Annotated in this window: 12 protein-coding genes; 6 read left to right on the top strand and 6 right to left on the bottom strand. The window is 67.7% G+C overall.

The window, feature by feature from the left end; all coding sequences use genetic code 11:
* The first annotated feature begins 1 nt into the window (after window position 1).
* Together ACNUDN_RS01590 and ACNUDN_RS01585 are read left to right on the top strand one after the other, a co-directional pair.
* Window positions 2–766, top strand: a complete 765-nt coding sequence (locus ACNUDN_RS01590) for a succinate dehydrogenase/fumarate reductase iron-sulfur subunit (RefSeq protein WP_419120310.1) — start codon at window positions 2–4, stop codon at window positions 764–766.
* A gap of 109 nt (window positions 767–875) precedes the next feature.
* Window positions 876–1,364: a RodZ family helix-turn-helix domain-containing protein gene (locus ACNUDN_RS01585; RefSeq protein ID WP_419120309.1), complete on the top strand. Its 489-nt coding sequence runs from the start codon at window positions 876–878 to the stop codon at window positions 1,362–1,364.
* Here the strand turns inward: ACNUDN_RS01585 and ACNUDN_RS01580 are convergent.
* Window positions 1,323–1,616, bottom strand: a complete 294-nt coding sequence (locus tag ACNUDN_RS01580) for a hypothetical protein (protein ID WP_419125349.1) — start codon at window positions 1,614–1,616, stop codon at window positions 1,323–1,325. The genes ACNUDN_RS01585 and ACNUDN_RS01580 overlap by 42 nt on opposite strands.
* Before the next feature lie 70 nt (window positions 1,617–1,686).
* On the bottom strand, window positions 1,687–2,145 hold the full coding sequence (locus tag ACNUDN_RS01575; RefSeq protein ID WP_419120308.1) for an Lrp/AsnC family transcriptional regulator: 459 nt from the start codon (window positions 2,143–2,145) through the stop codon (window positions 1,687–1,689).
* Window positions 2,146–2,205: 60 nt separating this feature from the next.
* On the opposite strand from ACNUDN_RS01575, the gene ACNUDN_RS01570 reads away from it, so the two are divergent.
* From ACNUDN_RS01570 to ACNUDN_RS01560, 3 genes are all read left to right on the top strand, one after another.
* Window positions 2,206–3,987 (top strand): acyl-CoA dehydrogenase family protein, encoded by a 1,782-nt coding sequence (locus tag ACNUDN_RS01570; protein WP_419120307.1) that lies wholly within the window; start codon window positions 2,206–2,208, stop codon window positions 3,985–3,987.
* 145 nt (window positions 3,988–4,132) lie between these two features.
* A complete protein-coding gene (locus ACNUDN_RS01565; protein WP_419120306.1) occupies window positions 4,133–4,564 on the top strand; it encodes a rhodanese-like domain-containing protein in 432 nt (143 codons plus the stop codon).
* Window positions 4,565–4,620: 56 nt separating this feature from the next.
* Complete coding sequence (locus ACNUDN_RS01560) at window positions 4,621–4,782, top strand: hypothetical protein (protein WP_419120305.1); 162 nt, start codon at window positions 4,621–4,623, stop codon at window positions 4,780–4,782.
* Window positions 4,783–4,804: 22 nt separating this feature from the next.
* Here the strand turns inward: ACNUDN_RS01560 and ACNUDN_RS01555 are convergent, their stop codons facing one another.
* Window positions 4,805–5,308: a flavin reductase family protein gene (locus ACNUDN_RS01555; RefSeq protein ID WP_419120304.1), complete on the bottom strand. Its 504-nt coding sequence runs from the start codon at window positions 5,306–5,308 to the stop codon at window positions 4,805–4,807.
* 152 nt (window positions 5,309–5,460) lie between these two features.
* Here ACNUDN_RS01555 and ACNUDN_RS01550 point away from each other — a divergent pair, with 152 nt between their 5' ends.
* Window positions 5,461–6,135: a GAP family protein gene (locus tag ACNUDN_RS01550; RefSeq protein WP_419120303.1), complete on the top strand. Its 675-nt coding sequence runs from the start codon at window positions 5,461–5,463 to the stop codon at window positions 6,133–6,135.
* A 16-nt stretch (window positions 6,136–6,151) separates the two neighbouring features.
* On the opposite strand, the gene pe is transcribed toward ACNUDN_RS01550, so the two are convergent.
* The 3 genes from pe to ACNUDN_RS01535 all read right to left on the bottom strand — a co-directional run bounded on the left by pe (window position 6,152) and on the right by ACNUDN_RS01535 (window position 12,260).
* A complete protein-coding gene (gene pe / locus ACNUDN_RS01545; RefSeq protein WP_419120302.1) occupies window positions 6,152–7,288 on the bottom strand; it encodes an acyltransferase PE in 1,137 nt (378 codons plus the stop codon).
* A 92-nt stretch (window positions 7,289–7,380) separates the two neighbouring features.
* Window positions 7,381–9,138: an AMP-binding protein gene (locus tag ACNUDN_RS01540; protein WP_419120301.1), complete on the bottom strand. Its 1,758-nt coding sequence runs from the start codon at window positions 9,136–9,138 to the stop codon at window positions 7,381–7,383.
* A gap of 107 nt (window positions 9,139–9,245) precedes the next feature.
* Window positions 9,246–12,260 (bottom strand): MMPL/RND family transporter, encoded by a 3,015-nt coding sequence (locus ACNUDN_RS01535; protein ID WP_419120300.1) that lies wholly within the window; start codon window positions 12,258–12,260, stop codon window positions 9,246–9,248.
* Window positions 12,261–12,329: the final 69 nt, after the last annotated feature.

Genomic DNA, 12,329 nt, shown 5'->3' with positions numbered 1-12,329 from the left:
GATGGCCGGCTCCGCAGGAGCATATTCAGCGAAGATGCGCGTCTGGCGCGGTGACGCCACCGGCGGCGAGCTCAAGGACTACACCGTCGAGGTCAACGAGGGCGAGGTCGTCCTCGACATCATCCATCGACTGCAGCAGACCCAGACCGGCGATCTGGCCGTGCGCTGGAACTGCAAGGCGGGTAAGTGCGGCTCGTGTTCGGCGGAGATCAACGGCCGTCCCCGGCTGCTGTGCATGACCCGGATGTCGACGTTCGGTGAGGACGAGGTTGTCACCGTCACCCCGCTGCGCACCTTCCCCGTCATGCGCGATCTGGTGACCGATGTGTCCTTCAATTACGAAAAGGCCAGGGAGATACCGTCGTTCACCCCGCCGAAGGACCTTCAGCCGGGTGAGTACCGGATGGCGCAAGAGGATGTGAACCGGTCCCAGGAGTTCCGCAAGTGCATCGAGTGCTTTCTCTGCCAGAACACCTGCCACGTGGTGCGTGACCACGAGGAGAACAAGCTGGCGTTCTCCGGTCCGCGCTATCTGATGCGCCAGGCCGAACTGGACATGCATCCGCTCGACACTCACGGCCACCGCGCCGAGCAGGCACAGGACGAGAACGGGCTGGGGTACTGCAACATCACCAAGTGCTGCACCGAGGTGTGTCCGGAGCACATCAAGATCACCGACAACGCCCTGATCCCGATGAAAGAGCGGGCCGCGGACCGCAAGTACGACCCGCTGGTGTGGTTGGGCAACAAGCTGTTCCGCCGATGAGCGCTTGCGCGAAGAGGAAACGGGCGCGATGAGCGCTTGCGCGAAGAGGAAACAGGCGCGATGAGCGCTTGCGCGAAGAGGAAACAGGCGCGATGAGCGCTTGCGCGCGATGAGCGTGACGCCGGAGTCGGGAGCGGACGCGGGGCGCGCGGTCGTGCGCTCCTCAGGCACGGTGAACAGCTACGCGGTTGCGGGGTCGCTGTCGACCACCGACAGCGCCGTCGTCGCCGGGTCGATTGCGACGCAAAGCAGCGCGGTGGTGGCCGGGTCGGTGGCGACCGCAGGCAGCGCCGCGGTTGTCGGGTCGATCGCCACGGCGGGAAGCGCGGCGGTGGCCCGTTCGATCGCCACCTCGGGCAGCGCCGCGGTGGCAGGCTCCATCGCGACGGCGGGCAGCGCGGCGATCGCCGGCTGCATCCTGGTGGTGCTCTCGATCGCCTGCCGCGGGTGCCTGGCCTGTCTGGGATGCATCGCGTGCGTCAAGTGCAAGGCGTGTCTCGGATGCGTCGACTGCGAGGACTGCATCGGTTGCCTTGGCTGCGTGAACTGTTCGGGGCTACGCAACGCCGTCGGCCTGCGCAACGTGCACGCCGCCTGACTCTGCCAGCAACACCCCGTCGAGACTGCGGTCACGGCATATCACCCAGTTGAGACTGCGCTTACGGCGGCCTCTACTCGTACTTTGTCGCAGTGGCTGCAGTCTGAACGTCAGATGTGTGGGCGCACCACCCGCCCGGCCGCCGAGCTGGCCGGGGTCGACGTCGACGGGGCCGTGCATTGTCGGCGCCTCGCGTTCGAATGCCGCCGCGATGAGTGCGGCCCATGAGCCGAATCGCCGGAAGAGAGTCACCTCGTCGCTGCTCTGGGTTCCGCCGGCGGCTCAGGCATCACACGCTGACAGAGTGCTGGTGGCAAGCCGTTCAGGCGGGCGACAGCGAGCGTCCGGTCAGCGGGCTGGAGTAGACGACGTTGGTGGTGATCGGACCCAGTGTCGCGAGCCGGCCGGTGATGCGCTCGAGGTCGGCCATCGAACGGGCCAGCACCTTGAGGATGAAGCAGTCGTCACCGGTCACGTGGTGCGCTTCGATCACCTCGAGCGTGACGTCGAGCAGATCGTGTAGCGGCTTGTAGTTGCCCGACGGGTAAGCCAGCCGCACGAAGGCGGTGATGGTGTAACCCAGCGCAGCAGCCGAGACGGTGGCCGCATACCCGGTGATCACGCCGGCGTCGACCAGTCGCCGGACCCGGTCGGCGGTCGAACTGGGCGAGAGCGACACCGCGCGGGCCAGATCGGCGGTGCTCATCCGGCCGTCGCTCTGCAGCGCCTGCAGGATCGCCTCATCGGTGCGGTCCAGCGCGGGTCGTCGGTTCTCCGGCATACCGCCGATGATCGCATCGAAGCGCCGGATCGGCCCCGACGGCCGCGCTACATTCCACACATGTCGACGCCCCCTGGTCTGTTGCTGAATCCGAACACCTTCGATCCGCCCGGACTCGACCCGGAATCCGCCCGCCAACTGCGCGCCCTGATCGAGTGGTTCGAGGCGCGCGGCAAGACGCGACTGTTGCGCGACGACCTCGACGCCGCATGGGTCGGAGACTTCTTGGACTTCGTGAAACAGGAGCGGCTGTTCGCCACCTTCCTGACCCCATCGGAGTTCGCCGACGGGGATCCGGCCAAGCGGTGGGACACCTCACGCAACGCGGTGCTGAGCGAGATCCTCGGGTTCTACGGGTTGTCGTACTGGTACGCCGAGCAGGTCACCATCCTCGGTCTGGGCCCGATCTGGCAGAGCGACAACGTCAAGGCCAAGGAGCGGGCGGCTGCGCAACTGGAAGCCGGCGGCGTGATGGCGTTCGGGCTCTCCGAGCGGGACCACGGCGCCGATATCTACAGCACCGACCTGCTTCTCACGCCGGCGGCAGACGATGACGACGACGGTGTGGTGTTCCGGGCGTCCGGCCAGAAGTACTACATCGGCAACGGCAACGTCGCGGGCATGGTGTCGGTGTTCTCCCGCCGCACCGACATCGCAGACAGCGACGCCGCCGAACAAGACCCCGCCAAACAAGACGCCGCCGAACAGTACGTGTGGTTCGTCGCCGACAGCGCACACGAGAACTACGAGCTGATCGGCAACGTCGTGCACGGCCAGATGTTCGTCTCCCATTTCGCCCTGCACGACTACCCGGTGTACGAGGAGGACATCCTGTCCACCGGGGCGGAAGCGTTCTCGGTGGCGTTGAACACCGTCAACGTCGGTAAGTTCAACCTGTGCAGCGCCTCGGTCGGGATGTGCGAGCACGCGTTCTACGAGGCGATCACCCATGCCAACAATCGCATCCTCTACGGCCACCCGGTCACCGATTTTCCGCATGTACGCGCCAGTTTCGTCGATGCCTACACCCGGCTGATCGCGATGAAACTGTTCAGCGACCGCGCCGTCGACTACTTCCGCAGCGCCGGTCCTGACGATCGCCGCTACCTGCTGTTCAATCCGGTGACGAAGTCGAAGGTCACCTCCGAAGGCGAGCAGGTCGTGACCCTGCTCTGGGACGTGCTGGCCGCCAAAGGGTTCGAGAAGGACACCTACTTCTCGCAGGTCGCCCGGTTGATCGGGGCGTTACCGCGGCTGGAGGGCACCGTGCACGTCAACGTGGCGCAGATCCTGAAGTTCATGCCGAACTACATGTTCGCCCCGGCCGACTACCCGCAGATCGGCACCCGCGAGGATCCGGCCGACGACGTCTTCTTCTGGTCGCAGGGTCCAGCCCGGGGCGCGTCGAAAGTCCGGTTCGCCGATTGGGCCCCGGTCTACCGGCGCAACGCCGCCATCCCGAACGTGGACCGGTTCTTCGAGCAGGTGCAGGCCTTCAAAGATCTGCTGACCACCGCGGCACCTGATGCCGACCAACAGCGCGACCTCGACTTCGTGCTCGTCGTGGGCCACCTGTTCACGCTGGTGGTGTACGGCCAACTGATTCTCGAGCAGGCCGAGATCACCCGGCTCGATCCCGACCTGGTGGACCAGATCTTCGATGTCGCCATCCGTGATTTCTCCGCCTACGCCATCGCGTTGCACGGAAAGCCGAGCTCGACGCCCGCGCAACAGCGGTGGGCGCTCGACGCGGTCCGAAAGCCGGTGGTGGACGCGGCGCGGTTCGAGCGGGTGTGGGAGCAGGTGAGAGCCCACGACGGCGCCTACGCGATGCGGCCGTGACTGGCGGGCGCTGGTCGTGGCCGTCGACGTAAGGTCGTGGATCGTGCGGTGAAAGCTGACCCGAACCGGGGATACTGCGGCCGAATCCCCGTTCTTGCGCGGATCGTCTGTTCCGGCCGCGCAGGCGGCGCTGTTCGATGAACGCATGACAACCTTCGACACCTGCCCGGACGCACAGGCATTCTTCGCCGCCAAATTGGCCTATGAGATCGACGCGGCCGATCTCGCCGCCGCACGGTCGGCCGGTGCGGCACCGCTCGTGGTCGACACCCGCTCCCGCGCCGCCTGGGATCAGGGTCATCTCCCCGGCGCGCTGCACATTCCTGCCGCGGAACTCCCGCGGCAGGCCGCAGCCGCACTGCCGGATCTCACCGCCGACATCGTCGTCTACTGCTGGGGGCCGGGCTGCAACGGCGCCACCAAAGCCGCGCTGACCCTCACCGGCATGGGCTATCGACGGGTCCGTGAACTGCTCGGCGGCTTCGAGTACTGGGCCAGAGAAGGCCTGTCGATCGTCACCGCTCACGGCCGCGTCCGCCGTCGCCCCGATGAGCTGACCGCAGTCCGGGTGCACTGACAGGATCCAGGAGTACGCTGCGGGCAGCAGCCAATCACCGACGAAAGGCAGCTCCGATGTCGCTTCGGCAGCCCTACAGCATCAACGACATTCGCACTGCGATCCGCGAACTGAGCACCCGCGCAGACCTGGCCCGTAAGGAGGGTCGCAGCGCCGATGCCGCCGAGTTGGATCAGCGCGTCAGAAACTACCGCGACGAACTGGCCGCCCGTCCCTGACGGCCGGCACCGAGACCTCCGATCAGGCGCCCAGCCTGCGGAACGTGCTGCGGTGAAAGACAATCGGCGGTACATCAGGATGTACCGTGATGTCGCTGACCCGTAACACCACGATGGTGTGATCCCCGGCCGGGACCAGCTGCTCGATACTGCTCTCCAGCCACACGCTGGTGCCATGGATGAACACCGCACCGCGCTGCGTCGACGCCGTCTCCAGGCCGGCGAAACGGTCCCCGGTCTTGGCCGCCAGCGTGCGCGCGGCCTCATCGTGGGCTTCCCCGAGCACGCTGATGCCGAGGTAGGGCAAGTCCTTGAGCTTGGGCCAGGTGGTCGACGAGTTCTGCACACAGAACGACACCAGCGGCGGGTCCAGCGAGACCGGCACGAACGTACTGGCCGCCAACCCGACGCGGACACCGTCCACCTCGGCGGCGATCGCGATGACACCGGACGGGAAATGCCCGAACGCCTCGCGCAACGACGTCGGGCTGAGATTGGTCTCCGGGGGTGTACCTGGGCCGCTCATCGACGCCATCATCCCACGTCCCCGCGAGCGGCGACCGGGTCCCGGCGGGTCAGGAGAAGTCACCCCGCCATCGTCGCGGCGCATCGCCGAATTGGCCAGCGTCCGGATCGGCATGATCGCAAGCCGTTTCGGCCGGTAACGTGACGCCCACCATGTGGATCCCGCTCCTGATGATGGCCGTCGCGGTCAGCCTGGAGCCGTTCCGGATCGGCATGACGGTACTGATGATCAACCGGCCGCAACCCGCCCTTCAGCTGCTCGTGTTCCTCGCCGGCGGGTTCGTCATGGGCACCACCGTGGGCCTGGTCGTGCTGTTCGTGCTGCGGCCCGCGATGGGGTCGGCGCATTTCACGTTGCCCCGGGTGCAGATCGTGGTCGGGGCGGTGGTGCTGCTCAACGCCGCGCTGGTGGCGCTGGGGGTGCTGGGACGGGATCGGGCAGACGGATCACCGGGTCGGGTGAAACAGCTGCTGCTGCCGTTGCTGACCCGGGCCCGGCGCCTGCTCAATGGGCGTTCGCTGTGGACGGCCGGGGTCGCGGGCCTGGGCATCGCACTGCCCTCGGTGGACTACCTCGCCGCGCTGGCGCTCATCGTCGCCTCCGGCGCCGCGGCCGCCACCCAGTTCGGTGCGCTCGTGGCGTTCAACGTGGTGGCGTTCGCGCTGGTCGAGATCCCGCTGCTGTGCTACCTGGTTGCCCCGGACCGCACCCGCGCCGCACTGGCCGCGCTGTATGACTGGCTCAGGGCCCGCGGGCGCATCGGGGTCGCGGCCCTCCTGGCCGTGGTGGGCTGTGTCCTGCTCGGCGCGGGCGTGGCCGCGCTGTAGCCTGCCGAGCTCCGCGTCAGCGGGCCGGCTGATTGTTCAGCACGTACTGCAGGCCCGACAGCAGCTGCGACAGCGGGTCCGCGTCGCCGCCGAACGCGGCCTGCGTCGCCGGCGCGGTGACCTCCGCGGGGTCGTAGCCGTTCACCGGATCGACGGTGACCGGAGCGGACGCCGGGTCGTCGTTGCGCGAGTAGCCCGCATCGACGTAGGGCAGCAACACCTTGTCGAGCTCGATCAGGGTCTCCTGCGGGACACCGAGATATTTGAAGGGCAGCACCAGCGGCAGGTGCTCCTCGGGAATCATGAAGGTGGTCGTCTTGGCTCCGCGTGAATTCACGGTGGTCCGGATGTTCTGCGGCGGGACCATGCTCGGCTCGGTGAACGCGACCGCCGTGTGACCGGTCGCCAGCCCCACGATCGCGTTGGCGACCGAGATCCAATTGTCCGGTCGGTCCGGCCAGTCGGCGATGCTGTCGTAGGCAGAGATGAACTGATAGGTGTCGTACTGGCTCTCCACCGGCGGCGGGATCCGGTAGTCCAGCGACGGGACCACACTGCCGACCGGGAAGTTCTGGGTCAGGAAGCTCTCGCCGAACGCGTGTCGGGCCACCGGGTCGCCGTACATCGCGAAGCTCAGCTCATGCGGCGGCGGCGCGGCCGGATCGTAGGCCAGGCGCGCCTGCACGTCGTTGAGCACCATCGCGCCCTCGGACAGGCCGATCGCGGTGCCCGGCCCACCGGCCCTGATCGCGGCGATGGTGTCCGGGGAACCCACGTCGACCGACTCGCCGACACTGGGCCCGTCGATCCCCAGACCCGGGAAGTACTCGTCGAGTCGCCCGATGCCGGGGAACAACCGCTCCAGCGTGTGACCCTGAACCTGGCCCGCGGGGTAGTCCACGATCTGACGGTCCAGCCCCGGAAACCAGTCCGCACCCGTGCGCATGATGTATTCGTCGTACGGAATTCCCAGCACGTGCGCGCCGCCCAGGGCGTAGGCGCGTCCGGGTGTCCCCAGCGGCGGAGGGGCCTCGGCCGGCAGCAGCGGCGCCGGCGGCGGGGGCGCGGGTTGAGCTGCGGCGCTGCCGAATCCGAGACAGCCGGCCGCACCGAGTGTCGTCAGGGCGGTGCCGAACGCCAGAAGCCGCCTCATGCCTGTCCGACACCCACTTCCCGCCCCGTTCGGCCGGCCGGTCCGGCCGCGTCTGCAGACCAAGCTACCCGAGCGAAGCGATCGCTCACGGCTCAGGCGTCCAACCGGATGAACTGGTCCTGCCGGTAATGCTCGACACAGGCCGCGCGCCGGACCTTGCCGCTCGTCGTAGTCGGGATGGAACCCGGGGGCACCAGCACGAGGTCTTCGACGTTGAGTCCGTGCGCATTGGAAATCGCCGAGGTGACATCGCTTTTGACCTCGCTGAGCCAGCCCATCGCATCGCCGTTGAGGTCGACGCGCTTCTTGAGTTCGATCACGGTGACCAGCTTTTCGGTGCTGTTGACCGGCACCGCGATCGCCGCGACCCGGCCCCGGGTGATCCCCTGCACCGTCGCCTCGATGTCCTCGGGATAGTGGTTGCGCCCACGGATGATCAGCAGATCCTTGATGCGACCCACGATGAACAACTCGCCCCCGTCGACGAAGCCGAGATCGCCGGTGCGTAGCCACGGCCCCGGCGCGGTGCCGGGTGACGGGTCGACCAGCGTCGCGCCGAAGCACTGCTGGTCCTCCGGTGGTCGGCTCCAGTACCCGGCTGCGACGTTGCTGCCGTGCACCCAGATCTCACCGACGACGTCCGGCGGACACTCCCGGCCGGTGTCGACGTCGACGATCCGCACCACCGGCGACTGCGGCAGCGCATACCTGACCAGTTCCGAACCCGCTCCCGCCGGGCACCGCCGGACCCGGCCGGCGGACAGCTCGTCGGTGTCGAAGCGGGCGGGCTCGGCCGAATCGCTCCAGCTGCCGCTGGCCACGAACACCGTCGCCTCCGCCAGACCGTAGGACGGGCGCAGCATGTCATCGCGGAAGTTGAAATGCGCGAAGCGATCTGCGAACCGCTCCAGCGTTGCCGGGACGACACGCTCGGCGCCGTTGATGATGCCGAGGACCCCACCGAGGTCCAGACCGGCCAGATCGGCGTCGGTGGTCTTGCGCGCGGCCAGTTCGAACGCGAAGTTCGGCGCCCCCGAGAACGCGTCGACGTTCTGCGCCAGCGCCCGCATCCATCGCGACGGCTTCTCCAGGAACGCCACCGGACTGGTCAGCTTGGCGGGATGACCCCCGAGGATCGGTGCGCACACTCCCAGCACCAGACCCATGTCGTGATAGAAGGGCAGCCACGACACGATGGTCAGATTCGCTGTCGACCTGACCCGCGGCACCGTGAAGAGGCTGCGCATCAGCTGCTCGTAGTTCACCTGCAGGTTGCGGTGCGAGATCATCACCCCGGTGGGCAGCCGCGTGGACCCCGAGCTGTACTGCAGGTAGGCGATGTCGGGAAGATCCGATGCCGAGAGCCGCGTCTCGGCCTCGCTGTCGAGGTCGAGCGTGTCGATCGAGAGCATGGCCGGCGCGGTCGGCATGCCGCACCGGTCCACGTAGTCGCCCACGTCGGCGGCCACCGCGGAGGTCGTCAGCACCACCGTCGGTGACGTGTCTCCGAACACCGAACTCACCCGGTCACCACTGGAACCGCGGTGCGGCATCGGCAGCGGGACCGCGATCAGCCCGGCCTGCATCGACCCCAGAAACGCCAGGATGTAGTCCAAGCCCTGCGGCGCCAGGATCACCGCGCGGTCGCCGGCCGAGCCGTGGCGGGCGATCTCGCGGGCCACATTCATCGTGCGCCGTGACAGCTGCGACCAGGTCAGGCTCTCGACCACGCCGGCCGGGTCGGCGGCGTAGTCGGTGAAGGTGAACGCGACGTCGTCGGGCCGCAGGCTGGCGCGCCCGTGCAGCATCGACAGAATCGACGACCGGGACGCCGGCGTGGAGGCCGTCACTTCACATCCGTTGAATGTCCTGCGAGGAGCTTCATCCCTACCCCCGAACCGCCCGCTTGATTTCGTAGTTTCACATACATCCCGCGTGTTTGATAAACCGGCCGTCGCTATCCGGTCTCGGCCGGAACCCTCGGCTCGGACGGACGGGCGGCCACCTGTGAGGGCCACCAGTTCGCCCGGCCGAGCAGTGCGGCGATCGCGGGCACCGTGATCGTGCGGACCACAAACGTGTCCAGCAGGATGCCGACGCCGATCACGAAACCGCCCTGCACCACGATGCCGATGCTGGAGAACAGCAGACCGGCCATCGAGGCCGCGAAGATCAGTCCCGCCGCCGTGATCACCCCGCCGGTGGAGCCCAGCGTGCGGATCACCCCGAAGCGGACGCTGTGCGGGGATTCGTCACGCATGCGGGAGATGAACAGCATGTTGTAGTCCGCACCCACGGCGATCAGCACCACGAACGCCAACGGCGGCACACTCCAGTGCAACTGCTGCCCCAGCAACAGCTGGAACACCAACACACCGATGCCGATGGCCGCGAAGTAGGACACCACCACCGAGCCGACCAGGTACAGCGGCGCCACCAGGGACCTCAGCAGGATGCTCAAGATCAGCAACACGATGCACAGGGTCACCACGATGATGAATCTGATGTCGTTCTCGTAATAGTCGCGGGTGTCCCGCAGTGCGGCGGGGAAACCGCCCATCGAGATGGACGCGTCGGCGAGGGTGGTGTTGGGCTGGGCGCCCGCGGCGATGTCGCCGATCGCGTTGACCTGGTCCATCGCCTCGGAACTGAACGGGTTGAGGTTGGTCTGGACGAGGTAGCGCACCGAATGGCCGTCCGGCGAGACGAAAGCTTCCGAGGCCTTCTGGAACTCGACGGCGTTGAGCACTTCGGCCGGAATGCTGAACCCGGCCATGTTCGCGCTGGCCGCGTTGTCGCGCATGGTGAGCAGGAATGCCGCGGCCTGGTCGAGCCCGTCGGCCATCACCTTGATCTGGCCGACCAGTTCGTCGACGCCGCCCGCGACCTGCCGACTGCCGTCGGCCAGCCGGTCCGCACCGTCCTGCAGTTCGTCGAGGCCCGAGCGCGCCCCGGCGGGCGTGTCCAGGCCCATCGCCGAGATCGCCCCGGTCAGCTTCGCGAACGCGGTGTTGAGCTGGTTCACCGTCGCGGTCAGGCTATGCCGGTCGTCGACGCCCTGGAGTTGTCCGGCCAACTGGTTGATCTCGTCGACGCGGCCGTCGTTGCGCGCGTCGATCAGCATCTCGAACTGCCGGCGGGTCTCCACACAGGACGGATTCGCGTCACACACCTGGTTACCCTGCAGCGCCGTGAGGACAGGGCCGATCCAGGCGAACATGTCCCGCACGGCGCGGAAGTTCACGCCCATGGACAGCCCCAACTTGTTGACGCTGTCGACGAGCTTGGCGGCGGTGGCCACGTCGCGGACCAGCTTGTCGCCGCCGTACTCGGTGCGCACCGAGGAGAAGGTGTCGATCAGACCCGCCAGACTGGGCGCGATCTCGTTGACCTGCGCCCGCACGTCGCCCAGGGTGTCGGCCAGCGTGGCGGCACCGTCGCTCAAGGTCCGCAGGTCGCCGCTGCGCTGTCCGATCTGAGCCGACCCGGCGGCCAGCCGGTCACCGACGATGCCCGCTTGGAAGGTGGCCCGGAACTCCGCGGGCACCTCGCCCAGGGGCCGCGTGACGCCGCTGACCAGTGAGATGTCCGGCAGTTGGGCGATTCGCGACGCCATCTGCTCCAGATCCGCGAGCGCCCGCGGCGAGCGCAGGTCGTGCGGCGACTGGACCAGGATGTACTGCGGAATGGACTGGCTGATCGGAAAATGCCGCTCCAGTGCGGCATACCCGACCGAACTCGGCGCGGACGCGGCGACGGCCTTGCGGTCGTCGTAGTTGAACGTGGCGAACGCCGCGCAGCCGGCCAGCAGCGCCAGCACCAGCATGCTGGCCACCAGGTGCGGCACCGGCCGGCGCACGATGCGGATACCCGACCGTCGCCAGAACCTGGCAGTCAGCTCGCGGCGCGGGGTGACCCATCCGCGCGGCCCGGTCAGCACCAGGATGGCCGGCAACAGGGTCACCCCGGCCAGGTAGGCGACCCCGATGCCGATCGCCGCCGACACCCCGATCGTGCGGAACACGCCCATCTCGGCGAAGTTCATGGCCAGGAATGTGACGCCGACGGTGAGGGCCGACGCGGTGATGACCTTTCCGATCGACATCATCGCCTTCTTGACCGCCTCGGTGGAATCCGAGCCGGAGCGCACGTAATCGTGGTAGCGGCTGATCAGGAAGACCGCGTAATCGGTTCCGGCGCCGGCCAGAATCGCGCTGAGGAAGACGATGGACTGGTTCGACACACCCGCACCGGTGAGCTGCGAGTAGCCCGCCACCACGCCTTGGGCGATCAGCACCGAGGAGCCGATGGTCACCAGTGGCAACATCATGGTCAGCGGATTGCGATAGACCAGCAGCAGCACACCGAGCACCAGCACGGCGATGGCCAGTTCGATGGGCAGGCGATCCTGTTGCCCTGCGACGGTGAGGTCGGCCACCGTCGCGGCCGGCCCGGTGATGTAGACCGTCAGATCGCCCTCGTCCGCGGCGCCGTGGTCGGGCACGTTGTGACGGACGATGTCGGCGACGCGGTTGAAGGCCTCGTAGGCGCGCGGGGTCCCCAGCTCGCCGGCCAGGCTGACCGGCAGCACCCATGTCGTCTTGTCCTCGCTGGTCAGGAACTGACGCAGCTGGGGTGTGCTGACGAAATCCTGCACCGACACCACATCGGCGACGTCGTCGTGCAGCGCGTCGACGAGTTTTCGGTAGGCGAGCTCATCGGCCGGGGTGAGGCCGGTCTCGTTGATGAACGCGAGGACGACGAGGTTGTCCGACCCCGGCTCCTGGAACGCTTCGGCCATCTTGGTCGCGGTGACGCTCGACGGCGCGTCGGCAGGCAGGATGACCAGCGGATTTCGCTGGGCCATCTCGTTGAGCGAGGGGAACGACAGCGGCAGCGTGACAGCCATCGCCACCCACACCGCGATCACCGCCCACGGCCACCGCGCCACGATCTCGGCCAGACGTCGCATCTAGCCCTCACCCCCGACCGGAGTCCTGCGATCGCGGCCTGGCGCCGGAACGGTTAAGCGGTCACTGTG

This window comes from Mycobacterium sp. smrl_JER01 (assembly GCF_048513595.2).
GTDB lineage: Bacteria > Actinomycetota > Actinomycetes > Mycobacteriales > Mycobacteriaceae > Mycobacterium.
Note: the sequence above shows the minus strand (reverse complement) of the source record. Positions and strands in the feature narration are given on the sequence as shown.

Bases quoted from the DNA above. Each gene is read 5' to 3' on its own strand.
- ACNUDN_RS01590 (WP_419120310.1), top strand. From the start codon at position 2: ATGGCCGGCTCCGCAGGAGCATATTCAGCGAAGATGCGCGTCTGGCGC.
- ACNUDN_RS01585 (WP_419120309.1), top strand. From the start codon at position 876: ATGAGCGTGACGCCGGAGTCGGGAGCGGACGCGGGGCGCGCGGTCGTG.
- ACNUDN_RS01575 (WP_419120308.1), bottom strand. From the start codon at position 2,145: ATGCCGGAGAACCGACGACCCGCGCTGGACCGCACCGATGAGGCGATC.
- ACNUDN_RS01570 (WP_419120307.1), top strand. From the start codon at position 2,206: ATGTCGACGCCCCCTGGTCTGTTGCTGAATCCGAACACCTTCGATCCG.
- ACNUDN_RS01565 (WP_419120306.1), top strand. From the start codon at position 4,133: ATGACAACCTTCGACACCTGCCCGGACGCACAGGCATTCTTCGCCGCC.
- ACNUDN_RS01560 (WP_419120305.1), top strand. From the start codon at position 4,621: ATGTCGCTTCGGCAGCCCTACAGCATCAACGACATTCGCACTGCGATC.
- ACNUDN_RS01555 (WP_419120304.1), bottom strand. From the start codon at position 5,308: ATGAGCGGCCCAGGTACACCCCCGGAGACCAATCTCAGCCCGACGTCG.
- ACNUDN_RS01550 (WP_419120303.1), top strand. From the start codon at position 5,461: ATGTGGATCCCGCTCCTGATGATGGCCGTCGCGGTCAGCCTGGAGCCG.
- pe (WP_419120302.1), bottom strand. From the start codon at position 7,288: ATGAGGCGGCTTCTGGCGTTCGGCACCGCCCTGACGACACTCGGTGCG.
- ACNUDN_RS01535 (WP_419120300.1), bottom strand. From the start codon at position 12,260: ATGCGACGTCTGGCCGAGATCGTGGCGCGGTGGCCGTGGGCGGTGATC.